The following is a 22,431-nucleotide window of genomic DNA, read 5'->3' as shown; positions in this document are numbered from 1 at the left end:
CGGGCGCTCAGCCCGGTCGGCCGATCAGTTCGGGGACCGCGCCGAGGAGTTTCCTGGTGTACTCGTGCCGCGGGGTGGTCCAGATCTGTTGGGTTGGGCCGACTTCGACGAATTCACCCTGCCGCATGACCGCGGTGACGTCGGCGATCGATGCGATCACCGCGAGGTCGTGCGAGATGATCGCCATCCCGAGGCCGAGCGTGTCGACCAAATCCCGGAGAAGCGCCGCGATGCGCTTCTGCGACGATGCGTCCAGCGAGGCGATCGGCTCGTCGGCCACGATCACCTTGGTGTCAACGGCAAGGACTTTGGCGATCGCGACGCGCTGACGCTGCCCACCCGACAGCGCGTGCGGGTAACGGTTGCGCAGCGCGGGGTCGAGGCCAACCTGATCGAGCACCGTCGCTATGACATCGGTGACGCCGGCCTTCGACGGCGCGGGTTGTCCCATGGCCCGGCGGCTGCCGCGGATCACCTCCGCCAACTGGTCCTCGATGCGCCTGCGCGGGTTGAGCGATGCGTAGGGGTCCTGGAACACCATCTGCAACGGGATCATCGCCGCGGCTCGCCGCCGGATCGGCAGGGGGACGACCACGGTGCCGTCGAACTCGATCGTGCCGGAGTCGACGGGCTGCAACCCCACCATGGCGCGGGCCAGAGATGATTTCCCGCAACCGCTTTCACCCACGATGCCGATGATCTGACCGGGGTGGATGTCGATGCTGACCTCGCGGACGGCAATGTTGGACGCTTGCCCGCGGGCCTTGTACTTCACGACAGCGTCGCGAACGGACAGCAGGGGAGTGGACGTGGTCATCGGCCGTCCTCCAAGTCAGCTCCGTTCGCGGCGCCCATCTTCCACGGGACGTGGGGGACCGCGTCGAGGAGTTCGCGGGTATACGGGTGCTGCGGGTCATGGAAGACGGCTGCGGCATCGGCCGATTCGACGATGCGGCCGTCGCGGAAAACGTTGACGCGGTTCGCGAACGACGACAGCATGGCGAGGTCGTGGGTGATGAACACGATGCCCATGCCGGTCGCCTCGCGTAGTTCGTCGAGCAAACGCAGGATCTCCACCCGGATGTTGGCGTCGAGCGCGGTCGTCACCTCGTCGGCGATGAGCAACACCGGATCACAGGCCAGCGCCATCGCGATGGATACGCGCTGTTTCATACCGCCGGACAGTTGGTGCGGATATCGCTTGAGCAATGCCCCAGCATCAGGCAGGTGCACCTGCTCGAGGAGGGTGACGGCTCTGCGCTTGGCCGCGGCGCGGTCCAGCCCGAGATGGATGCGTACGTGATCGGTGAGCTGTTCGCCGATCTTGAGCATCGGATGCAGGCTCGACGACGGATCCTGCAGCACCATGGCCACCTCGCGGCCCCGCGTCTGCTGCCACTGCCGAGGTGTCTGGTCGAGCAGTTCGCGGCCGTTCAACCGGGCCGAGCCGGTGACCCGCAGCGGCTCGGGGACCAGGCCGATCAGGCTCATGCCGGTCATCGTCTTGCCGGACCCGGATTCTCCGACCACGCCGACGACCTGGCGCGCGTCGACGGTGAACGACACATCGCTCACCACGGTGCCGCCGGTCGGGCGGGCTATGGACAGGTTCTCGACCTCGAGGAGCGTCATGCGCTTTCTCCCGAGATCTCTTGCAGGCGCGGCTCGAGCTGGTCGCGCAGCGCATCACCGATCAGGTTGAACGCGAGCACCACCGAGATGATCGCGACGCCGGGTGCCACCGCGAGCCACCATTCGTCGAAGTACTGGACGGCGTCGGAGATCATGGCGCCCCACTCCGGGTCGGGCGGCACCGCGCCGAGGCCGAGGAATGACAAGCCTGCCAGAAACAGAATGGCGCCGCCGATGTCGAGCATGGCCAGCACCAGGACCGAACCCGACACCGCCGGAAGCAGATCCGTCACGATCGAGCGGATCGTCCCGACGCCGGCGAGCCGGTTGGACAGTACGAATTCGGATTCTCGCAGTGAGAGCACGATAGACCGGACAGCCCGCGCGTATCCGGGCCACCAGCTGATCGCGGCGGCGATGACCGCGTTCTGCACACTGGGCCCCAACGCGGCCGCGATCGCCATGGCCAGGATGATGCCGGGGAATGCGAACACCAGATCGGCCACGCGCATGAGTATTTCGTCAACCCAGCCGCCGAAGAACCCGGCGACCAGGCCGATGACGGTTCCGATAACCGCGGCCGCGACCACGATCAGCACGCCGTTGACGATCGAGACCGAGGCCCCGGCGAGAGTACGACTCAGCGTGTCGCGGCCCAGTGCGTCGGTGCCGAGCAGGAAATCCGACGACGGTGGTGAAAGGGCCGGGCCCGCAGCGACTGTCGGGTCATACGGCCGCAACATCGGAAGAGCCATGACCACCACCCAGGCGAGCAGCACAATGAACGCGAGGACGACACTCGGGCGGCGCATCCACGTGGGGATCCGACGACGTCGGTTTGTGGTGCGCGGTCCGGTGTGGTGCTGGACGGGCTCTCGGGTGTCGAGTGAATCGGTGGTGGTCACTGCAGACGAATCCTCGGATCGAAGACGGCGGCGAGCATATCGGCGGTGAAGTTGACGGCCAGGAAGATCACGGCGACCACGACGGCGATGCCGGTGATCGCGCTCAGATCCAGGTTGGTCGACGCGCGGTAGGCGTACTGCCCCATGCCGCCCCAGGAGAAGATCTGCTCGACGTAGACGGTTGCGGCCAGCAGGAAGCCGAACGACAGGGCGGCCACGGTGATGATCGGGCTGGATGCCATCCGAACCGCGTATCGGATGAGAACCCGGTGCGGCGGAAGCCCTTTGGCGCGAGCGGCTTTCACCGCATCGGTATTCAGCCCGTCGATGACCGAACTGCGGGTGAACCGCAGGATCATCCCCAGGGTCGACACCGCGAGCACTGAGGCGGGCAAAATGAGATGGCTGACCGCCGACGCGAATGCCGGCCAGTCTCCGGCCAGCAGCGAGTCGACCGTATAGAACCCCGTGGTGCGCGGGGGCGGGATCATGATGGCATCGAGCCGGCCACTGCCGGGCAGCCAGCCGAGTTGGCGGAACAGCACGGTCGATCCGACCAGCGCGAGCCAGTACGTCGGCAGGCTCACGCCGATCAGCGAAACCACCCGGGCGACGTGATCCGGCCACCGGTTGCGGCACGCCGAGGCGATGATCCCGAAACCCACCCCGGCGATCAGTGACATCGCCGTGGCGAAGATGACGAGTTCGAGGGTGGCAGGCGCATAGTTGGCCAAGTCCCGGCCGACCGGATTGCCGGTCTGCTGAGAGATGCCGAGGTCGCCACGCAGCAGCCCACCGAGGTAGCGCAGATATTGCTCCCAGATCGGCAGCTGCAGGCCGAACTTCTCGCGAAACGCCTCTACGACTTCGGGATTGGCCTGCGCCTGTTGGCTGAGGTTCACGGTCTCGGCACGGACCGGCACCAGAACACTGATGCCGAAGGACACCAAGGTGATCCCGACGAGCGTGACAAGCGACGTCGCAACCCGGCGGACGACGAACCGGGTGAAACCGTTGGCGGCACCCGGCCCGCTATCTACCGATACACCGACGGAGTCGACCGATGTCGTGGTCATTGGCTGTTCGTCTCGCTGGACGTGATGTCTGCGAGGTTGAGGCCGGCCATGATGTCGCGTTGGGCGGTCACACTCTTGGCGGTCACCAGCGTGAACGACGGCTCAAGCAGATAGGCATAGGGCCCCTTGGCGGCGACAGCCTTGTTCCAGTCGAGATAGGCCTGCTCGCGCTGATCGCCGACGGCCGTACGGGCCGCGTCAGTGAGTTTCACGACGTCCGGTGCGGCTTGAGCCGCCCAGTGCACGCGCTCGCCGATGAGTTCACCGGGCGAGAAGACGAGCAGGTTGTCCGGATCCGGGTAGTCCGGCGGCCAGGACCACAGAGCCAGCTGGGTCTGTCCGTCGCTATAGCGTTGCAACGACGTCGATGTCGGTGTCGGGTTGAGTTCGACATTGAGGCCGATGGCCTTGAGCTGCGCCTGGATCGCCTGGGCGATGACGTTGTAATCGACGCCCGCGAGCCTGCTGTAGTCGTTGGCGTAGTCGAAGGAGATCGTGGCGCCCGATGCACCGGCTTTCTCGATGAGTGCCTTGGCCGCGGTGACATCGGTGCTGACGGCCTGGTCGACCGGAATGGCGCCGGCGAGGTGGCCAGGGATGATGCCCGCCGCCCGTTTGGTGCCGGGCCCGGCCAGGTCGACGAGCGCCTTGTAGTCCAGACCGCGTTGAATGGCTTCGCGGACAAGCGGATTGGATGTCGGCGAACCGGGATCCATGGACATCGCGAGATAGAGGACTTCGGGTGACGGCGACGGCGTGACCGTGAGCCTGGCTTGATCGATGTCGTCGGCGATGCGTCCGGGGATATCCATCGCAATGCGGCTCTCGCCGGATTCGATGCTGGATCGCTGCTGTTGGGCACTCTTGACGTTACGGATGATGATCCGCTCGAACGGGGCCTTACCGAGCCACCAGTTGTCGTTTCTGACCAGCGTGATCTGTGCGTTCGAGTCGTACTGCTGCAGTTTGTACGGACCGCTGCCGACGTTGTTGTCGGCCGAGGTGAACAACGATCCCGCCTTGTCCGCGGTGGCGGCATCGGCGCCATCGGTACCGCCGGCCGCACGGACCTTGTCCGCATCGACGATGGCGGCCGCCGTCGAGCTGACGAGGCTCGGAATGTAGGGCGCGGGCTTGTCGGAACTGACAACCACGGTCTTGTTGTCCGGGGCGGTCACGGTGAGGCCGTCCATGAGATAGGACGGACTCGCCTTGAGGTTGCGCAACCGCTCGAACGAGAACAGAACGTCATCGGTGGTCACCGGGCTGCCGTCGGCGAACTTCGCGCGGTCATCGAGGACGAACGTCGTCGACCGGCCGTCCGGGCTGACGGTCCAGGACTTGGCCAACTCTGGGGATGGCTCGGTGTTCGCGCCCTCGTAGCTGACCAGCGTTTGGTAGATCCCGGTGGCGACCATGGAGTCGGTGACTTGGAAGATCGTCGCCGGGTCGATCGACTGCGCAGTGAACGAATGGTCGATCACCAGTACCGCGGCGTTCGAGTTCGCACTGCCGGCGGTGTTGGCGCCCGAACATGAGGTGAGGACCAGCGCTGCGGCGGCGAAGACGGCGCCTGCCGCGCTCGCTTTCCTCAAAAGGGTGGATTTCATCGTTTCCCTTCGCGATGAGCTTTCGACTGCTTGCAGTCCGGCTGTGCAAGGACGCCCGTACGAAAGCTGCCACTCGCGTCGCCGTATAGGTGACATATGCCATCAAATTGCGCTGACAGCGCTAGTGATCTTACACACAAGTGCTGGCAATGGAAGAGTGCGCGAAGATTCCTCTTTTCTGCCATTGAACTGCGATAATTCTGAGCATTGACACAAATTGCCCAAGCGGGCTACCTTCCAAGTGTCTTTCATACAGCAACATTGTCACCGGATAGATGACGGAGTCTGATGACCTCCACCGAACGGCCCGAGGCGCGCACCGCCCCACTGGCGTCCAATCTCAAGCTGCTGCAGCTGCTCGACGAGCTCGCCGACACCAACGGTCCGGTGGGGGCGTCTCAGCTCGCTCGAAAGCTCGGCTCATCACGGTCGATCGTGCACCGCCAACTGGTGACGCTCGTCGACGCGGGCTGGCTGGACAATCTCGCCAACGGCACCTATCGCCTCAGCCTGCGCGCGGTGCGTCTCGGCCAGGCGGCGTTGCGGCATTCGGGACTCAATGCCCGTATCGCGGACCGGATCTCGGCGGCAGCCGAGGAACTCGGCGAGGTGGTCTCACTCGGCGCGATCGACAGTGACGCCGTCACCGTCATCGAACGTGGCCTGCCGTCTCGGGGTGTCCGGGTCAGCGTCGCCCACGGGCATCGGTTCCCGATCATGGACAGTGCGCTGGGGCTCGTGCTGACGGCTTACGCATCCCCGCAGGAGTTCCAGCATCTGGTCGAATCCGGGGTCGAACTCGCCTCGACCGAGCAGCTGGATCAGGTCCGCGCCGACGGCTATGCGACCGTGCTCGACGCCGAGTACGACCCCATCGAGGTCGTGGCAGTTCCCGTCGGCCGCGTCGTCGGTTCGGTGCGCTACTCGCTGTGCGCGCACTGGCCACAGTCGCGCACACGCACCCGCGCGGCGTTGGCGGTCTTGGAGCCTGCCGCTCGCGACATCGAAGAAATTCTCTCCGCCACAACAGGTTTCAACTCAGATTAAGCAAAAAGGAGCTCATCGAATGACAACGGTCTTGTCCGGTCGCAATCACCTACCGGGAGATCGAACAGCCACCGAGCACCTACTCGACCCGAATCTGCTGATGCTGCCACAGCGGCTGCAGGCGCTCGCCCCCAGCCGGATGTCGGTGGCCAGGGCCGTGCTCGAGCGAATGGTGCGCGAACAGTGGACCTTCGAGCGGGTGTACTTCGACATCGACGAGAAGTCTTGCGGTGAAGCGCTCTATCGCGTGCGCGCGGGCAGCCACGTATTCGACTTCGTGGTGTTCGGCTTCGAGCCCGACCCCGAGGGCCGCACCGGGCGCATCACCCAGAAGAACTGGGACATGATGGCCGCGCTCGTCGACGGCGAGACCACCCCCGAGGATCGAGCCCGGACGCGAGAGGAATTGCCCAAGCTCTATGTGGGGCGGGCCATCCCCGGGACCCTGACGTGGGCCCGCTCTAACCGCAGCTTCCGCGCATTCGACCACGTCGTCGACGCCCTGGCGTCGGGCCACCAGCCCGACACCCGATTCCTATGGGAAATCGGATATTTGATGCGCAATACCGGCCTGGACGGCAACGGCACGTTCAACACGCGCTCTTTCCTCGCACTGGAAGACGACCACCCGTTGCGGGACCCGCTGCACGCACAACTCTTCTCGGCGTATCTGATGCGCGAGTACGCGGCCGATCTCGTCGATGCCCTCGCCGCGCATCGCAGCGCCGACGCGGTGACGCTGGCGCCCGAGCTGCGGAGGATGGTCGGGATCGGCAACGGCTCGGCCCTCGGGTTGCTCTTTTTCGTCAACACGCATCCTCATCTCATCGGTGCCTGGCTCGGTGAGCGTCAGCGGCTCATCGCCGAGGCGGCCGCGATCGAACTCACGCCGAATTCCGCCGAGGCCCGACAAATGGTGCAGCTGATCGAAGACGCGGCCGCGTACTACTCGGCGGACCCGTACGTGTATCAGGTGTTCGAGGACCCCCACGACGTGGGCATCGATCTGCGGCGTGCCGCCGGAGTCCTGCGCGGACTGCTCGAGGGCGGGCCCACGACCGGATCCCGATTGCTTGAGGTGCTGACCGACGCCTGCGGCGTCGAAGCGTGGGAGGTCGTGGCGGCCAATCTCCTGGAATTGTTGCCCGCCAGCGCGATCGAGGATGCGCTCGTCAACGGCATCCGGTCGGAGCTCACGCATTCCGAACCGAGGATGACCGTGGCGGAGCTCGCGGCGTTGGTGGCCGACGAGTATCAATGGGCACTCGACATCGACATGGACGCCGACGGCGCTCGCGACTACGTCTGGTACAAGTCCGCCGATGCCGAGGAACCCCGGCGCGGTCCCGCCGACGAGGTGACCGGAGGGCGTAACTGGGCGCTGGATCTGCCGACCGACATCCAGTCGCTAACGGCCGAACTTCGCCACCGGCATGCCGGACAACCGGTGGGGGAGGTGCTGGCCGAGCGGCCCGACCTGCGGGCCGTCATCGAGCGGGTGCAGTCACTGGCCGGCCAGCCGTACCACTCACCGCACATGAACATGCTGGACCGGGATTTCGTCCCGGTCTCCATCGTGCGATTCGTCAACGCCGCCATTCACGGTCTGCATCGCACGGTCGACAGCGAGGATCAGCGAAACGTGCTCGGCCTCATCTTCATCGGAGCACCGACCGCGGCAGAAATCACCGCCGGTGTGGCCGTGATCGATCCGTACCCGGCGATTCCCGCCACTCCCGGAAAGGACAAGTGATGACTGCACTCATGAACTACTCGGTGCGGGAGTTCCGCCACATCACCAACCGGTTTCTCCATGCGCGCGGCGCCCAGCGCCACATGGTCAATCCGGTCCGCGACGTCCTGACGTTCGCGCAGGCCCGCGGCTTCGACGCGCTGACCGAACTCGAGCGCACGCAGTATCAGATCGACCGTTTCGAGGGGCGAATCGAGTTTCGCAACCCGTCGACCTGGTCGGCCGACGGGCAGGCCGCCTACTACGTCGCACCAACCGTCGTCGACCTGCTGGTCCTGCGGTCCGGCGCGGAGATCGCGTCGGTCACGATGGAAAACATCAACGGCGCAGCGATCTTCCGCGGTCTCGATGAGTACGCCCGGGTCCGTGGTCTCCACCTCCAGGTCACCGCCGTCGACGACGATTCGGTGACGCTGGCCTACCGGGCCGTGCCCCGGCCCGCGGCCGCGGCGCCGCTCGAGGCAGAGGGCCCCGCAATTCGTGATGCGTTGAGACGGGGATTCGACGCCGACACCGAACAGTTCTGGCGGATGTTCTACGCGTCGGATCAGGCACTCACGCCTGATTCCGAGGTATCGAGAAACCACGCCGGCTCCCAGATCTACGACGAGCACGGCAACGTAATCGGCGAATTCGACGAAGAGTCCTACACCTATATCAGGTCCTACGCCGACGAGGTGGCCGGCTGATGGTCATGATCATCGACGGCCTGCAATGCGGCCGCTACGACGCCGACATCCTCCGCGACCTGGCGGCCAAAGGCGTTGCCGGAGTGACGATCACCGCGTCGTTCTGGGAGGACGCGCTGGAGACGATGGATGCCATCGCCAAGTGGAACGATCTGATCCGGGACAACAGCGACACCGCACTTCTCGTGCGCAGCGCCGCCGACCTCGAGGACGCAGCCGACACCGGACGTGTCGGCATCGTGCTCGGAACCCAGAACTCGTCGTTGTTCAACGACCGGCTGGGATTCGTCGAGCACTTCTGGCACATGGGTGTGCGCATCGTTCAGCTCACGTACAACAACCAGAACGCCATCGGCGGCTCGTGCTATGAGCCGACGGATTCCGGGCTCTCGCGCTTCGGCCGCGAGATCGTCAGCGAGATGAACCGGGTCGGCATGATGGTCGACCTGTCGCATGTGGGGGACAAGACCTCCGAGGACGCCATCGAGCACTCGGCGCGCCCGGTACTGATCAACCACGCGAATTCCCGTGCCATCTACGACCATCCGCGCAACAAGAGCGAACGTGTCCTGGACGCCCTCGTCGCCCACGGTGGCGTCCTCGGCGTGTGCACCTACAACAACATCGCCGGGCGGTATGCCGGTAGCGCGGAAGGCGCGGCCGAGCTCGTCGCGCGTCACGTCGATCGGCTCGGCATCGACCACGTCGCGTTCGGCTCCGACATGGCGCCCGGATCTCCCGACGACGATGTCGAGTGGATGCGTAAGGGACGGTGGACCCGGTCCGAGCAACCGGGAGCGTCGCAACCCGATGCGCCCGCACCGCCCGAGGAATGGATGGACGACTTCGCCAAGATCGGTCAGGTGGCTCAGGTACTCATCGAGTCCGGCCTGCTCACCGAGAAGGAGACCGCCGCGGTCATGGGCGAGAACTTCCTGCGGGTCTACCGGGCCGGTTTCGAGCCGATGAGCTAGCCCGGTATTCGTTCGCTCCTGACGCGACGTCTTCTTTCTTAGCAACTTCACGGCCTCGTCGACTGCTGCGCTCAGCTTTGCCGAGCACGCTTGAGCGTACGGATCAAGTAGTGGCCCAAGGGAGGTCGCCATGCAGAAGAAGAACGTCGGCGCGACGGTCATATCGCTCGAGACCCATCCTGTCTGGCTCGCGGCCCATCCCGATGCCGACGCGCTCGAGGCGGCGAAGCGGCGGCACCCGTCCTATCAAGCGGTAGCGCCACGGCCGCCGCGTCCGCTGTGGCCGGCCGATGCGGGCTGATAGCGACTGCGACAGACAACACACTGCGAGAGACACAACACAGAAAAGGCCCCGGCGTTGAGCCGGGGCCTTTTCGTTGTGGGCGAAGGGGGACTTGAACCCCCACGTCCCGAAGGACACTGGCACCTGAAGCCAGCGCGTCTGCCATTCCGCCACTCGCCCGAATGACCGAGGCAGCGTATCACTGCGCGCGCTCGGTTCCCAAACCGCGCCGATCACGGCACAGAAACCGTGAATGAATCCTTAAGGTCATCAAGATCAGGTCACTGACCAGCCGCGATCCGATTCTCAGAGTTCTGTTGGTCCCGCAGAAGCAGCCCAGGCCGATACCATGCTTGTGAGCAGTGTGGCCAGAGCGACACGCGGTAGCACCGGCTGCCGATCTGGGCCATCAACGACGACGAGTGAAGGCGGGCGGTGACATGGGTTTTGTCGACCGCATCGAACGCAAGCTCGAGTCCACCGTGGGCGATGCCTTCGCCCGCGTCTTCGGCGGCTCCATCGTCCCGCAGGAAGTCGAGGCGGCGTTGCGCCGGGAAGCGGAATCGCGGGCCCGCACGGTCGCGGGCGGACAAGTTTTGGCACCGAACGAGTACGTAATTACCCTCAGTGGGACTGACTATCAGAAGGTAAGCGCCGATACTGACCTGACCTCGACCGCGTTCGCCAAGCATCTGGGGGGATTTATCCGTGATCAGGGATGGCAAACGTATGGTGATGTGGTCGTTAGATTTGAGCAATCACCGAACTTGCACACCGGACAGTTCCGCGCGCATGGCGCGGTCAACCCCGATTCGACCGCTAGCGAATCCGCGCGAGCCCAACGCGACCATGCGTTCACCGCAGAATCAGGAGAACCACCTATGACCGATAACCCGAATTACCGCGGCGGCCAGGGACAGGGGCGGCCCGGCGACGACTATTACGACGACCGCTACGGGCGTCAGCAGGATGATCCGCGTGGCGGCCAGTACCCGCCCGAGCAAGGCGGTTACCCCCCGCAGGACCAGGGCGGCTACCCGCCGCGCGGCGGTTACCCCGATCAAGGCGGCTATCCCGATCAGGGTGGTTACCCGGACCAAGGCGGCTATCCCGATCAGGGTGGCTACCCGGACCAAGGCGGTTACCCCGATCAGGGCGGCTACCCGCCGCAGTCCTACGAGCAGCGTCCGCCTGCCGGCGGCTACGGCCAGCCCGGTGGCGGCTATGACCAGCCGGCGGGCCGGGGATACGGCCAGCAGCCCGGTGGGTACGGGCCTCCTCCCGGCGGACAGCCGGGTTACGGCGGTCCTGCCGGTGACTACGACTACGGTCGCCAGCCCGCACCGGGGCGCCACGACGACTACGGCAGGCAGGATCCCCGCCAGGGCGGCGGTTACCCCGAGCAGGGTGGCTACGGCGGTCAGTCGTACGGACGGCCCGAATACGGTCAGCAGACCGACTATGGCCGCGGCTACGGCGAACCGGCACCCGGCGGCTACCCCGAGCAGGGTTACGGCGAGCCGGCCGGCCGGGATTACGACTACGGTGCTCCGGGCGGCGGGCAGGCCGGTTACGGCGGCGGCTACGGCGCGGGTGACTACCAGGCCGGTGGCGCGACCGTCACGCTGCAGCTCGACGACGGCAGTGGCCGGACCTATCAGCTCCGCGAGGGCGCAAACGTGATCGGCCGCGGCCAGGACGCTCAGTTCCGGCTGCCGGACACGGGCGTTTCTCGTCGGCATCTGGAGATCCGGTGGGACGGTCAGGTGGCGTTGCTGTCAGACCTCAACTCCACCAACGGCACCACAGTGAACAACGCACCGGTGCAGGAGTGGCAACTGGCGGACGGCGACGTCATCCGGCTGGGGCACTCCGAGATCATCGTGCGCGTGCACTGAGCGTCGCGGACCGGACACAACGGGGTGACAAGCAGCCCGCTTCACCCTCATGCCTATCGCTGTCCAAGTATCGTGACGATGCCGAAGGTCGCTGAAAGACACCAACGGGACTGCCACGGAAAGGACGTCGGATGCAGGGGTTAGTGCTGCAGCTGACGCGCGTCGGCTTCCTGTTGCTGCTGTGGCTGTTCATCTGGTCGGTGCTGCGCATCCTGCGCACCGATATATACGCCCCGACGGGTGCGGTGATGGTGCGCCGTGGGCTTGCGCTGCGCGGTTCGTTGCTGCCGAACCGGCAACGCCGGCATGTGGCGCGCCAGCTCGTGGTGACCGACGGCGCCTTGGCCGGTACCCGCATCACGCTGGGCAACCAACCGGTTCTGATCGGCCGGGCAGATGACTCGACACTGGTCCTCACCGACGACTACGCCTCGACGCGCCACGCCAGACTCTCGCCACGAGGTTCGGAGTGGTACGTCGAGGACCTAGGATCGACCAACGGCACATACCTCGACAGGGCGAAGGTGACAACAGCAGTACGGGTTCCCATAGGCACGCCGGTCCGGATCGGCAAGACGGTAATCGAGCTGCGCCCGTGACCCCGCGCACGCGAGGAGCGCTATGACCCCGCGCACGCGAGGAGCAATATGACGCTCGTTCTCCGATATGCCGCCCGCAGCGATCGCGGCCTGGTCCGCGCCAACAACGAAGACTCCGTCTATGCCGGCGCACGGCTGCTCGCGCTCGCCGACGGTATGGGTGGGCATGCCGCGGGCGAGGTGGCCTCACAGCTCGTCATCGCGGCGCTGGCACACCTCGACGACGATGAGCCCGGCGGCGACCTGCTGAGTAAGTTGCACTCCGCGGTCGCCGAGGGCAACTCCGCGATCGCCGCGCACGTCGAGGCCGATCCCGAGCTCGACGGCATGGGCACGACGCTGACGGCGATCCTGTTCGCGGGTAACCGGCTCGGCCTGGTGCACATCGGTGACTCGCGGGGTTATCTGCTGCGCGACGGGGAACTGACGCAGATCACCAAAGACGACACGTTCGTCCAGACCCTCGTCGACGAGGGCCGCATCACGGCCGAAGAGGCCCACAGCCATCCGCAGCGCTCGCTCATCATGCGGGCACTCACGGGCCATGAGGTCGAGCCGACGCTCATCATGCGCGAGGCCAAAGCCGGCGACCGCTATCTGCTGTGCTCGGACGGGTTATCCGATCCGGTCAGCCAGGAGACCATCCACGAGGCCCTGCAGATCGAGGATGTCGCCGAAAGTGCTGACCGGCTCATCGAATTGGCGCTGCGCGGCGGTGGCCCCGACAACGTCACGGTCGTCGTCGCCGACGTCGTCGATTACGACTACGGGCAGACGCAACCGATTCTGGCCGGCGCGGTGTCCGGTGACGACGACCAGAGCGCACCGCCCAACACCGCCGCCGGTCGAGCCTCGGCGTTCAACCCGCGCCGCAACGAGCCCAAGCGGGTGGTACCCCAACCCGCCGAGCCGTCGCGCAAACCCAAATCGCGGCGCCGAATCATCATCGCCGCGATCCTGCTGGTGCTGGTCGTGGTGGGCGGGCTGGCGATCGGCCGCGAAATCATCCGCAACAACTATTACGTCGCCGAACACGACGGCACGGTCTCGATCATGCGCGGTATCCAGGGCTCGTTTCTGGGTTACTCACTGCAGGAGCCCTACCGACTTGGCTGCCTCAATGACCGCAACGAGCTGTCGCTGATCGGCGCCGACGAGAACCAGGACAACCTAGCGTGCCGGCTGATGGCCGTCGACGACATGCGCCCGTCCGAGCGCGCCCAGGTGGTGGCCGGGCTGCCCGGCGGCACCCTCGACGAGGCGTTCGCGCAGATCACCGAACTCGCCCGAAGTTCGGTATTGCCGGTGTGCGCCCCCCGCAAGGCGACGCCCACAACGACGACGCCTCCGCCCCCACCGACTCCGACCTCCGAACCCGCGCCGGAGCCCAGCGCACGCGGACCAGGCGGCACCCCCGCGCCGGAGACGCCGACGACCGTCACCGCGCCCGCGCCGACCCCGCCGCCCCCGGGTGGGCCGACTCCGCCACCGTCGCCAACGCCGTCGCCCACCGTCACCGCACTGCCTCCCCCGCCACCGGAACCGGGGACGAACTGCCGGGCGGTGTCATGACGACGCAACCCCAGTCGCCGGTTACCGTCATGCCGCCGTTACCCAATCGGCGCAACGCGGAACTGCTGCTGCTGGGGTTCGCGGCGCTCATCACCACGGTCGCGCTGCTGATCGTCGAGACCAACCAGGAACAGGGGTTGAGCTGGGATCTGGCCCGGTACACGGTCGGATACCTCGCGCTGTTCGGCGGCGCCCACCTGGCCGTGCGCCGGTTCGCGCCATACGCCGATCCGCTGCTGCTGCCCGTGGTCGCCCTGCTCAACGGGCTTGGCCTGGTGATGATCCACCGGCTGGATCTGGCCAAGGGGGACATGACCTCCGATGGCCTCGGCGGAACCGCCAACCAGCAGATGCTGTGGACCCTCGTCGGCGTCATCGCGTTCGTGCTAGTGGTGATCTTTCTTAAAGATCACCGCATGCTGGCCCGGTATGGATACATCTGCGGCCTGACGGGCCTTGTGCTGCTTGTGATTCCGGCGCTGCTGCCCGCCCGGTACTCCGAGCAGTACGGCGCGAAGATCTGGATTCAGTTCCCGGGCTTCTCGATTCAGCCGGCCGAGTTCTCCAAGATCCTGCTGCTCATTTTCTTCTCGTCGGTGTTGGTGGCCAAGCGCAGCCTGTTCACCAGTGCCGGCAAGCACTTCCTCGGGGTCGACCTGCCCCGCCCACGCGATCTGGCACCGTTGCTGCTGGCGTGGGCCGCATCGGTGGGCGTGATGATCTTCGAAAAGGACTTGGGCACTTCACTTCTGCTGTACGCATCGTTTCTCGTGCTGCTCTATGTCGCTACCGAACGGCTCAGTTGGGTGGTCATCGGGCTCGCGTTGTTCGCGGTGGGAAGCGTTGTGGCATACCACATTTTCGGCCATGTGCAGGTCCGGGTGCAGACCTGGCTCGACCCGTTCGCCGATCCTGAGGGCGCCGGCTATCAGATGGTGCAGTCGCTGTTCAGCTTCGCCACCGGTGGCATCTTCGGCACCGGTCTCGGCAATGGGCAGCCCGGCACCGTGCCTGCCGCTGCCACCGATTTCATCGTCGCCGCCATCGGCGAGGAACTCGGATTGGTCGGTCTCGCAGGCGTTCTCATGCTCTACACGATCGTCATCATCCGCGGCCTGCGCACCGCCATCGCGGTACGGGACAGCTTCGGCAAGCTCCTTGCCGCGGGCCTGGCCTCGACGCTGGCCATCCAGTTGTTCATCGTCGTGGGCGGCGTCACCCGGCTGATCCCGCTGACCGGTCTCACCACGCCGTGGATGTCCTACGGCGGGTCCTCGCTCGTAGCCAACTATGTGCTGCTGGCCATCCTTGTGCGCATCTCGTACGCCGCACGTCGCCCGATCACCACCGAGCGGCCGCCGAACGCGACGCCCATCGCGGCCGCAAGTACCGAGGTGATCGAAAAGGTATGAACACCTCACTGCGCCGGGTAGCCGTCGCGATCATGGTGCTGATCGTGCTGTTGCTGGCCAACGCCACGATGACTCAGGTCTTCACCGCCGACGGGTTGCGCGCCGACCCACGCAACCAGCGGGTGCTCCTCGACGAGTACTCCCGCCAGCGCGGGCAGATCAGCGCGGGCGGCCAGCTCCTGGCGTACTCGGTCGCCACCGACGGGCGGTTCCGGTACCTACGGGTCTATCCGAACCCACAGGCCTACGCACCCGTCACCGGGTTCTATTCGCTGGCGTATTCGAGCACGGGCCTCGAGCGCGCCGAGGACACGATCCTCAACGGGTCCGACGAGCGCCTGTTCGGCCGTCGGCTCGCCGATTTCTTCACCGGCCGCGACCCCCGCGGCGGCAACGTCGACACGACCATCAAGCCACAGGTGCAGCAGGCCGCCTGGGACGCGATGCAGACCGGCTGCGACGGGCCGTGCCGGGGCTCGGTCGTCGCGCTCGAACCGTCGACCGGCAAGATCCTGGCCATGGTCTCGGCACCGTCCTACGACCCCAATCTGCTGGCCACGCATGATCTCAACGCGCAGAGCACGGCGTGGGAGCAGTTGCGTGACGACGCACAGTCACCGCTGCTCAACCGGGCGATCTCGGAGACGTACCCGCCGGGTTCGACCTTCAAGGTCATCACCACCGCGGCCGCGCTGCAGGCCGGCGCCACCCAGGACACTCAGCTGACCTCCGCGGCGCGGACCTCGTTGCCGGACAGCACCGCGACGCTCGAGAACTTCGGCGGCGCGACGTGCGGGTCCGGACCGACCACATCGCTGCGCGAGGCGTTCGCGAAATCCTGCAACACCGCGTTCGTGGAATTGGGTCTCGACACCGGCGCCGACAAGCTGAAGGCGACGGCCCAGGCGTTCGGCTTGGACGCGCCGCCTCCGGCGATCCCGCTGCAGGTTGCGGAGTCCACAACCGGACCGATACTCGACGGAGCCGCGCTCGGAATGTCGAGCATCGGGCAGCGGGATGTTGCGCTCACACCGTTGCAGAACGCACAGGTGGCCGCCACAATCGCCAATGACGGCATAGCCATGCGCCCCTATCTTGTGGATAACCTCAAGGGGCCGGACTTGGCCACCATCAGCACCACCGCGCCCGTCCAAGAGCGCCGAGCGGTGTCACCCCAGGTCGCGGCTACACTTACGGATTTGATGGTCGCCGCCGAGCAGGTGACTCAGCAGAAGGGAGCTATCGCCGGCGTGCAGATCGCTTCGAAGACTGGTACGGCGGAGCACGGGACTGACCCCCGCAACACTCCGCCGCATGCCTGGTACATCGCCTTTGCACCGGCCTCCGACCCCAAGGTCGCGGTCGCGGTGCTGGTTGAGGACGGCGGCGACCGGTTGTCAGCCACCGGCGGCGCATTGGCCGCCCCTATCGGACGCGCCACGATCGCGGCGGCGCTGCGGGAGGGTTCATGAGTCCCCGGGTCGGAGTCACGCTGTCCGGTCGCTACCGGCTGCAGCGGCTGATCGCCACCGGCGGTATGGGCCAGGTGTGGGAAGCTGTCGACTCCCGGCTGGGCCGCCGCGTCGCGGTCAAGGTGCTCAAGGCCGAGTTCTCCACCGATGCCGAGTTCGTCGAGCGGTTCCGCGCGGAGGCCCGCACGGTTGCGATGCTCAACCACCCCGGTATCGCGAGCGTGTACGACTACGGCGAGACCGAGCTCGACGGCGAAGGCCGCACGGCGTATCTGGTCATGGAGCTCATCAATGGTGAGCCGTTGAACTCGGTGCTCAAGCGCACCGGACGGCTGTCGCTGCGCCATGCGCTCGACATGCTCGAGCAGACCGGGCGCGCGCTGCAGGTCGCCCACACCGCGGGGCTGGTGCACCGCGACGTCAAGCCGGGCAACATCCTGATCACCCCGACGGGGCAGGTGAAGCTCACCGACTTCGGTATCGCCAAGGCCGTCGACGCCGCACCGGTCACCCAGACCGGCATGGTGATGGGCACCGCCCAGTACATCGCGCCGGAGCAGGCGCTGGGCCATGACGCGACCGCGGCCAGCGATGTGTATTCGCTGGGAGTCGTTGGCTACGAATCGGTTTCGGGTAAACGGCCGTTCACCGGTGACGGCGCGCTCACGGTGGCGATGAAGCACATCAAGGAGACACCGCCGCCGCTGCCCGCCGATCTACCGCCCAATGTGCGTGAGCTCATCGAGATCACGCTCGTCAAGAACCCGGGCATGCGCTACAAGTCGGGTGGGCCGTTCGCCGATGCGGTGGCCGCGGTGCGCTCCGGCCGCCGCCCGCCCCGGCCCAACCAGGCCCCGACACTGGGCCGTGCTGCGCCTGCCGCGGTGCCGTCCGCTGCGCAGGCTCGTGCGGCCGCCGACCTGACCGGACGCGCGCCGGTCACCGCCGCGCGCGCGAGGCCAACGACCACGAGCGCCCATCGACCGGTGCCGCCGCCGCGGCGTACGTTCTCGTCCGGCCAGCGGGCGCTATTGTGGGCGGCCGGCGTCCTCGGCGCGCTGGCGATCGTCATCGCAATCCTGATCGTGCTCAACGCGCAGGACCGCAAGGAACGCGAGCAGACGCCACCACCCACAGTCACCGACACGGTGACCGAGACAACGCCTTACCAGTCGCCGGCAGCGTTGCCTGAGCTGGGATTCCACGTGATCATGCCGCGGGCCCCCGTAGCACCGGAACAGATACTGCAATGACTACGCCTCAGCACCTCTCCGACCGATACGAACTCGGCGAAATCCTCGGCTTCGGCGGCATGTCCGAAGTTCATCTGGCACGTGATACGCGGCTGCACCGTGATGTCGCGGTAAAGGTGCTGCGCGCCGATCTGGCCCGCGACCCCAGCTTCTATCTGCGGTTCCGCCGCGAGGCCCAGAACGCCGCCGCGCTGAACCATCCCGCGATCGTCGCGGTGTATGACACCGGTGAGGCCGAGACGCCGAACGGGCCGCTGCCCTACATCGTGATGGAGTACGTCGACGGCGTGACGCTGCGCGACATCGTCCACACGGACGGCCCGATCCCGCCGAAGCGTGCGATCGAGATCATCGCCGACGCGTGCCAGGCGCTGAACTTCAGCCACCAGCACGGCATCATCCACCGCGACGTCAAGCCGGCCAACATCATGATCAGCAAGAACAACGCTGTGAAGGTGATGGACTTCGGCATCGCGCGGGCACTCGCCGACACCGGTAACAGCGTCACGCAAACCGCCGCCGTGATCGGTACTGCGCAATACCTGTCACCGGAACAGGCCCGCGGCGAGACGGTCGATGCCCGCTCCGACGTCTACTCGCTCGGCTGCGTGCTGTACGAAATCCTCACGGGCGAACCACCTTTCATCGGCGACTCGCCGGTGGCGGTGGCCTATCAGCATGTGCGCGAGGACCCGATTCCGCCGTCGCACCGCCATCAGGGCATCTCGCCCGAGCTCGACGCCGTCGTGCTCAAGGCGCTGGCCAAGAATCCCGACAACCGTTACCAGTCCGCCGCGGAGATGCGTTCCGACCTGATCCGCGTGCACAGCGGGCAGGCTCCCGACGCGCCAAAGGTGTTCACCGACGCCGAGCGCACGTCGATGCTCACCGCACCGATGGACCGCGGGGCCGCGACGCAGGACATGCCCGTCCCACGGCCCGCCGGTTATTCGCGTGACCGCGGCAACTCGGTTGCCCGCTGGCTCATCGCGGTGGCGGTGCTCGCGATACTCACCGTGGTCGTGACGGTGGCGATCAACATGGTCGGCGACAAACCGCGCGACGTGCAGGTACCCGACGTGAGCGGTCAGCAGTTCGATGAGGCGGTCGCCGCACTGCAGAACCGTGGCTTCAAGACCGTCATCGAGCGCCAGCCCGACAACACCGTGCTGCCCGAGCTTGTGATCAGCACCGATCCGGCGGCCAATACCGAGGTTTCCGCGGGGGACGAGATCACCATCAACGTCTCCACCGGTCCGCAACAGGTCCAGGTGCCCGATGTGAAGGACCTTTCGCCGCAGCAGGCCCGGCAGAAGCTCAAAGAGGCCGGGTTCGAGAAGACCAGGGAGTCGCCGAGTCCCTCCACACCCGAACAGAAGGGCAGGGTACTCGCGACGAATCCGCCGGCCAATCAGCTCGCGGCGGTCACCAACGAGATCACGATCGTGGTCGGATCGGGTCCGGAGAATGCCCAGATTCCTGACTGCGTCGGGCAGACCGCCGACAGCTGCAAGGCGATCCTGGGTGCATCTGGCTTTCCCAACACCGTCGTTGTCGAGGTGGACAACACCGCGCCTGCCGGCCAGGTGGTCGGCACCGAGCCGCCCGCAGGGCAGTCGGTGCCGAAGGACACGGTGATTCAGATCCACGTGTCGAAGGGCAACCAGTTCATCATGCCCGACGTGGTCGGCCAGTTCTGGGATCAGGTCTATCCGAGGTTGACGGCCCTCGGTTGGACTGGGCAACTCGATAAGGGTCCCGATATCCGCGACAGCGGTCAGCGCACGAACGCGGTGGTGACGCAGACTCCCGCAGCGGGCACCCCGGTGAACCGCGACGCGAAGGTCACGCTGAGTTTCGCGTCGTAGCGGCCGCGACGGCGCGGGCGACCTCGTCCTCGAGCTGACGGACGAGGTTCTCGGCGGGCGCGGCGCCGCAGTAGCCGAGCCAGTTGGCCAGCATGCGGTGCCCGCCCTCGGTCAGGATCGACTCGGGGTGGAATTGCACGCCATGAATGGGCAGCTCGACGTGACGCACGCCCATGATCACGCCGCCTTCGGTGCGTGCGATGACCTCGAGCTCGGCAGGCACGGTGTCGGGCAGGATTGTCAGCGAGTGGTAGCGCGTGGCGGTGAACGGGTCTGGAAGTCCTTTCAGCACACCGTCATCGGTGTGGTGTACCACGCTCGTCTTGCCGTGTAGCAGTTCGGGTGCGCGGTCCACGGTTCCGCCGAACGCGACGCCGATGGCCTGATGCCCCAGACAGACCCCGAGCAGGGGCGTGCCCGTCGCCGCACTTGCGCGCACCAGCGGGATCGACGCGCCTGCGCGTTCGGGGGTGCCCGGGCCGGGGCTCAGCAGCACGCCGTCAAAGTCGGCGGTCACCTTGGCGAGGGCGTCATCGCCGATCAGTCGTTCGTCGTCGTTGCGCCAGACCTGTGCGTCCACACCGAGCTGGCCCAGGTACTGGACCAGGTTGAACACGAAGCTGTCGTAATTGTCGACGACGAGAACCTGCATCGGCCCAGGTTACCGGCTCAGTAGCCGATAGGGCCCGCGGGTTTCGCGTAGCGCATCCGGACGGGCTCGGTGTGCCCGACGAGTTCGACCTGAGCCCGCGGTTCTTCGACGTAGCCCAAGCCGAACCGGACGACGTACTGCTTGTAGAGCGTGACGAGCGGGGCGGCGGCGAGGGCGGCCTGCATGGCGGCCGTGTCGCCGATCGCGGTGATGACGTAGGGCGGACTATAGGTGCGGCCGTTGAGGAGAAGGGTGTTACCGACACAGAGCGGTGCCGAGGTCGCGATGATGCGTTGGTCTTGCATCTGGATGCCCTCCGCGCCTGCGCTCCACAAGGCGTTCAGGACGGCCTGGATGTCCTGCTGATGTACGACGAGGTCATCGGGTGCCGCATCGCGGGGAAATCGGCCCTCAGCGTCACGCTGGGCGTCGGTAAGGGTCACCACAAGTCCGGGCCCCCGGATGGGCTCCATCCCGGCAGCTGCGGCCAGTTCGGCGCTTCGTGCGGTGATCGCGTCGAGCGCGGCATGCGAGCTGGGGGAGCCGCCGTGATGGCTGTCGATCTCGGTCGACAGCGCATCCCGCCGTGCGGTCAGCCGGTCCACCGACTGCTGGGCCTCCCGCACCAGGTCCACCAGGCGGGGCGCATCGCTGCGGCGAATCTCGTCTCCGCCCGATACCCCGTGCGTTGCGGCCAGGAGCAGGCCCGCGAGCAGGCACACGGCCGGGACGCCGAAGCGCCATGTGGAACGACGGGGCTGGTCCATCGGCTCCTCTTCCGGACGTGCAGCTACGTTAGGCTCGTGAAGCATCCTGCTTCATCGTCGCACCGTGTGACGCCGACTGTCCGCGAAGGTACCCATGCCCAAGTCCAAAGTCCGCAAAAAGAACGACTTCACCATCAAGCCGGTGAGCCGGACACCGGTCAAGGTTAAAGCCGGACCGTCCAGCGTCTGGTTCGTCGCGCTGTTCATCGGCCTCATGCTGTTCGGCCTCATCTGGCTGCTGGTGTTCCAGCTCGCCGCAACCAACCCGATCGACACGCCGTCTTTCCTTCAGTGGATGGCCGATCTCGGTCCGTGGAACTACGCGATCGCCTTTGCTTTCATGATCACCGGTTTGTTGCTCACGATGCGCTGGCGCTGAGTCCGGACGACACCATAATGAATTCATCTTACGTTCCGGGCGTTACCGGTTTAGCAACGTCCTCGACGCTCAATCACATCGTTGTGATTCATCCCCATTGGGGATAGCACCTGTGGATAACTTCATTAGTAACGGTAAAAGGGTGTGCACAGCCCGTGCAGCAAACTAGTTGGGGGCCTCCGAGCGCCGGAATCGCTGGTTGCGGCATAGCCGGAGTTATGATGGCTATCGCAGCTGTGACCCTGATCACAGATCCGCCAGGACGTGTTCTTGCCGGCATTGCCGCCGTGGGATTGCTCACGTTTGCAACGTTCTCCTGGCGGGCACGGCCAAAACTGGCAATCAGCGAAGACGGGCTCACTGTTCGGGGTTGGTGGCGCACCCGAATACTTCGCCGCAATGACGTCCGCTCGATCCGCATCACCGAGTTCCGGCGCATCGCCCGTAAGGTCCGCCTGCTCGAGATCGACACAGCAGACGACCGGCTGCTGGTTCTGACTCGATGGGACCTGGGCACCGACCCGCTCGACGTTCTCGACGCCCTCAAAGCGGCCGGCTACTGAAGAGTCCCGCACACAGACGCGACGTCC

Annotated in this window: 21 protein-coding genes and 1 tRNA gene; 14 read left to right on the top strand and 8 right to left on the bottom strand. The window is 66.1% G+C overall.

What is annotated here, in order from left to right; all coding sequences use genetic code 11:
- Positions 1-7 precede the first annotated feature (7 nt).
- Genes ACRCUN_RS08690 through ACRCUN_RS08670 form a run of 5 tightly spaced genes read right to left on the bottom strand, consistent with a single transcriptional unit; the run spans position 8 to position 5,223 of the window.
- A complete protein-coding gene (locus ACRCUN_RS08690) occupies positions 8-817 on the bottom strand; it encodes an ABC transporter ATP-binding protein (RefSeq protein WP_462141221.1) in 810 nt (269 codons plus the stop codon).
- On the bottom strand, positions 814-1,632 hold the full coding sequence (locus ACRCUN_RS08685; protein WP_462141220.1) for an ABC transporter ATP-binding protein: 819 nt from the start codon (positions 1,630-1,632) through the stop codon (positions 814-816). The genes ACRCUN_RS08690 and ACRCUN_RS08685 overlap by 4 nt, the downstream gene beginning before the upstream one ends.
- Positions 1,629-2,537, bottom strand: a complete 909-nt coding sequence (locus ACRCUN_RS08680; protein WP_462141219.1) for an ABC transporter permease — start codon at positions 2,535-2,537, stop codon at positions 1,629-1,631. Before ACRCUN_RS08680 ends, ACRCUN_RS08685 begins: the two co-directional genes overlap by 4 nt.
- A complete protein-coding gene (locus ACRCUN_RS08675) occupies positions 2,534-3,613 on the bottom strand; it encodes an ABC transporter permease (RefSeq protein WP_462141218.1) in 1,080 nt (359 codons plus the stop codon). The genes ACRCUN_RS08680 and ACRCUN_RS08675 overlap by 4 nt, the downstream gene beginning before the upstream one ends.
- Positions 3,610-5,223 carry an ABC transporter substrate-binding protein gene (locus ACRCUN_RS08670; RefSeq protein ID WP_462141217.1) on the bottom strand — a complete coding sequence of 538 codons (1,614 nt, stop codon included), beginning with the start codon at positions 5,221-5,223 and terminating at the stop codon, positions 3,610-3,612. Before ACRCUN_RS08670 ends, ACRCUN_RS08675 begins: the two co-directional genes overlap by 4 nt.
- Positions 5,224-5,511: 288 nt before the next feature.
- Between ACRCUN_RS08670 and ACRCUN_RS08665 the strand changes: the two genes are divergently transcribed.
- From ACRCUN_RS08665 to ACRCUN_RS08645, 5 genes are all read left to right on the top strand, one after another.
- Complete coding sequence (locus ACRCUN_RS08665) at positions 5,512-6,270, top strand: IclR family transcriptional regulator (protein WP_462141216.1); 759 nt, start codon at positions 5,512-5,514, stop codon at positions 6,268-6,270.
- A gap of 19 nt (positions 6,271-6,289) precedes the next feature.
- Positions 6,290-8,023, top strand: a complete 1,734-nt coding sequence (locus ACRCUN_RS08660; RefSeq protein WP_462141215.1) for a hypothetical protein — start codon at positions 6,290-6,292, stop codon at positions 8,021-8,023.
- Complete coding sequence (locus tag ACRCUN_RS08655; protein ID WP_462141214.1) at positions 8,023-8,712, top strand: hypothetical protein; 690 nt, start codon at positions 8,023-8,025, stop codon at positions 8,710-8,712. Before ACRCUN_RS08660 ends, ACRCUN_RS08655 begins: the two co-directional genes overlap by 1 nt.
- Complete coding sequence (locus tag ACRCUN_RS08650) at positions 8,712-9,686, top strand: dipeptidase (RefSeq protein ID WP_462141213.1); 975 nt, start codon at positions 8,712-8,714, stop codon at positions 9,684-9,686. Before ACRCUN_RS08655 ends, ACRCUN_RS08650 begins: the two co-directional genes overlap by 1 nt.
- Before the next feature lie 130 nt (positions 9,687-9,816).
- Positions 9,817-9,987 (top strand): hypothetical protein, encoded by a 171-nt coding sequence (locus ACRCUN_RS08645; protein WP_462141212.1) that lies wholly within the window; start codon positions 9,817-9,819, stop codon positions 9,985-9,987.
- 79 nt (positions 9,988-10,066) lie between these two features.
- On the opposite strand, the gene ACRCUN_RS08640 is transcribed toward ACRCUN_RS08645, so the two are convergent.
- Positions 10,067-10,149: transfer RNA gene (locus ACRCUN_RS08640), tRNA-Leu, on the bottom strand.
- Between the two features lie 260 nt (positions 10,150-10,409).
- Here ACRCUN_RS08640 and ACRCUN_RS08635 point away from each other — a divergent pair.
- The 7 genes from ACRCUN_RS08635 to pknB all read left to right on the top strand — a co-directional run bounded on the left by ACRCUN_RS08635 (position 10,410) and on the right by pknB (position 20,043).
- Entirely contained in the window at positions 10,410-11,867 is a 1,458-nt protein-coding gene (locus tag ACRCUN_RS08635) for an FHA domain-containing protein (RefSeq protein WP_462141211.1), read from the top strand.
- Positions 11,868-11,998: 131 nt separating this feature from the next.
- Positions 11,999-12,466: an FHA domain-containing protein FhaB/FipA gene (locus ACRCUN_RS08630; protein WP_067849830.1), complete on the top strand. Its 468-nt coding sequence runs from the start codon at positions 11,999-12,001 to the stop codon at positions 12,464-12,466.
- Positions 12,467-12,514: 48 nt separating this feature from the next.
- On the top strand, positions 12,515-14,038 hold the full coding sequence (locus ACRCUN_RS08625) for a PP2C family protein-serine/threonine phosphatase (RefSeq protein WP_462141210.1): 1,524 nt from the start codon (positions 12,515-12,517) through the stop codon (positions 14,036-14,038).
- The gene (locus ACRCUN_RS08620) at positions 14,035-15,450 is read left to right on the top strand and encodes a peptidoglycan glycosyltransferase RodA (RefSeq protein ID WP_462141209.1); all 1,416 of its coding nucleotides are present in this window, start codon (positions 14,035-14,037) and stop codon (positions 15,448-15,450) included. The genes ACRCUN_RS08625 and ACRCUN_RS08620 overlap by 4 nt, the downstream gene beginning before the upstream one ends.
- Complete coding sequence (gene pbpA / locus ACRCUN_RS08615) at positions 15,447-16,922, top strand: D,D-transpeptidase PbpA (RefSeq protein WP_462141208.1); 1,476 nt, start codon at positions 15,447-15,449, stop codon at positions 16,920-16,922. The genes ACRCUN_RS08620 and pbpA overlap by 4 nt, the downstream gene beginning before the upstream one ends.
- Complete coding sequence (locus ACRCUN_RS08610) at positions 16,919-18,175, top strand: protein kinase domain-containing protein (protein WP_462141207.1); 1,257 nt, start codon at positions 16,919-16,921, stop codon at positions 18,173-18,175. The genes pbpA and ACRCUN_RS08610 overlap by 4 nt, the downstream gene beginning before the upstream one ends.
- Positions 18,172-20,043 (top strand): Stk1 family PASTA domain-containing Ser/Thr kinase, encoded by a 1,872-nt coding sequence (gene pknB, locus ACRCUN_RS08605; RefSeq protein ID WP_462141206.1) that lies wholly within the window; start codon positions 18,172-18,174, stop codon positions 20,041-20,043. Before ACRCUN_RS08610 ends, pknB begins: the two co-directional genes overlap by 4 nt.
- Here pknB and ACRCUN_RS08600 read toward each other — a convergent pair.
- Both ACRCUN_RS08600 and ACRCUN_RS08595 read right to left on the bottom strand, forming a co-directional pair.
- Entirely contained in the window at positions 20,021-20,695 is a 675-nt protein-coding gene (locus ACRCUN_RS08600; protein WP_462141205.1) for an aminodeoxychorismate/anthranilate synthase component II, read from the bottom strand. The genes pknB and ACRCUN_RS08600 overlap by 23 nt on opposite strands.
- Before the next feature lie 17 nt (positions 20,696-20,712).
- Positions 20,713-21,462: a DUF881 domain-containing protein gene (locus tag ACRCUN_RS08595; protein WP_462141204.1), complete on the bottom strand. Its 750-nt coding sequence runs from the start codon at positions 21,460-21,462 to the stop codon at positions 20,713-20,715.
- Between the two features lie 94 nt (positions 21,463-21,556).
- On the opposite strand from ACRCUN_RS08595, the gene crgA reads away from it, so the two are divergent.
- Complete coding sequence (gene crgA / locus ACRCUN_RS08590) at positions 21,557-21,841, top strand: cell division protein CrgA (RefSeq protein ID WP_067849843.1); 285 nt, start codon at positions 21,557-21,559, stop codon at positions 21,839-21,841.
- A 155-nt stretch (positions 21,842-21,996) separates the two neighbouring features.
- Positions 21,997-22,404 carry a PH domain-containing protein gene (locus ACRCUN_RS08585; RefSeq protein WP_462141203.1) on the top strand — a complete coding sequence of 136 codons (408 nt, stop codon included), beginning with the start codon at positions 21,997-21,999 and terminating at the stop codon, positions 22,402-22,404.
- Positions 22,405-22,431 lie beyond the last annotated feature (27 nt).

The organism is Mycobacterium venezuelense (assembly GCF_054919535.1).
This window is presented reverse-complemented; position numbering and strand designations above follow the sequence as displayed.

Bases quoted from the DNA above. Each gene is read 5' to 3' on its own strand.
- ACRCUN_RS08690 (WP_462141221.1), bottom strand. From the start codon at position 817: ATGACCACGTCCACTCCCCTGCTGTCCGTTCGCGACGCTGTCGTGAAG.
- ACRCUN_RS08685 (WP_462141220.1), bottom strand. From the start codon at position 1,632: ATGACGCTCCTCGAGGTCGAGAACCTGTCCATAGCCCGCCCGACCGGC.
- ACRCUN_RS08675 (WP_462141218.1), bottom strand. From the start codon at position 3,613: ATGACCACGACATCGGTCGACTCCGTCGGTGTATCGGTAGATAGCGGG.
- ACRCUN_RS08670 (WP_462141217.1), bottom strand. From the start codon at position 5,223: ATGAAATCCACCCTTTTGAGGAAAGCGAGCGCGGCAGGCGCCGTCTTC.
- ACRCUN_RS08665 (WP_462141216.1), top strand. From the start codon at position 5,512: ATGACCTCCACCGAACGGCCCGAGGCGCGCACCGCCCCACTGGCGTCC.
- ACRCUN_RS08660 (WP_462141215.1), top strand. From the start codon at position 6,290: ATGACAACGGTCTTGTCCGGTCGCAATCACCTACCGGGAGATCGAACA.
- ACRCUN_RS08655 (WP_462141214.1), top strand. From the start codon at position 8,023: ATGACTGCACTCATGAACTACTCGGTGCGGGAGTTCCGCCACATCACC.
- ACRCUN_RS08650 (WP_462141213.1), top strand. From the start codon at position 8,712: ATGGTCATGATCATCGACGGCCTGCAATGCGGCCGCTACGACGCCGAC.
- ACRCUN_RS08645 (WP_462141212.1), top strand. From the start codon at position 9,817: ATGCAGAAGAAGAACGTCGGCGCGACGGTCATATCGCTCGAGACCCAT.
- ACRCUN_RS08635 (WP_462141211.1), top strand. From the start codon at position 10,410: ATGGGTTTTGTCGACCGCATCGAACGCAAGCTCGAGTCCACCGTGGGC.
- ACRCUN_RS08630 (WP_067849830.1), top strand. From the start codon at position 11,999: ATGCAGGGGTTAGTGCTGCAGCTGACGCGCGTCGGCTTCCTGTTGCTG.
- ACRCUN_RS08625 (WP_462141210.1), top strand. From the start codon at position 12,515: ATGACGCTCGTTCTCCGATATGCCGCCCGCAGCGATCGCGGCCTGGTC.
- ACRCUN_RS08620 (WP_462141209.1), top strand. From the start codon at position 14,035: ATGACGACGCAACCCCAGTCGCCGGTTACCGTCATGCCGCCGTTACCC.
- pbpA (WP_462141208.1), top strand. From the start codon at position 15,447: ATGAACACCTCACTGCGCCGGGTAGCCGTCGCGATCATGGTGCTGATC.
- ACRCUN_RS08610 (WP_462141207.1), top strand. From the start codon at position 16,919: ATGAGTCCCCGGGTCGGAGTCACGCTGTCCGGTCGCTACCGGCTGCAG.
- pknB (WP_462141206.1), top strand. From the start codon at position 18,172: ATGACTACGCCTCAGCACCTCTCCGACCGATACGAACTCGGCGAAATC.
- ACRCUN_RS08600 (WP_462141205.1), bottom strand. From the start codon at position 20,695: ATGCAGGTTCTCGTCGTCGACAATTACGACAGCTTCGTGTTCAACCTG.
- ACRCUN_RS08595 (WP_462141204.1), bottom strand. From the start codon at position 21,462: ATGGACCAGCCCCGTCGTTCCACATGGCGCTTCGGCGTCCCGGCCGTG.
- crgA (WP_067849843.1), top strand. From the start codon at position 21,557: ATGCCCAAGTCCAAAGTCCGCAAAAAGAACGACTTCACCATCAAGCCG.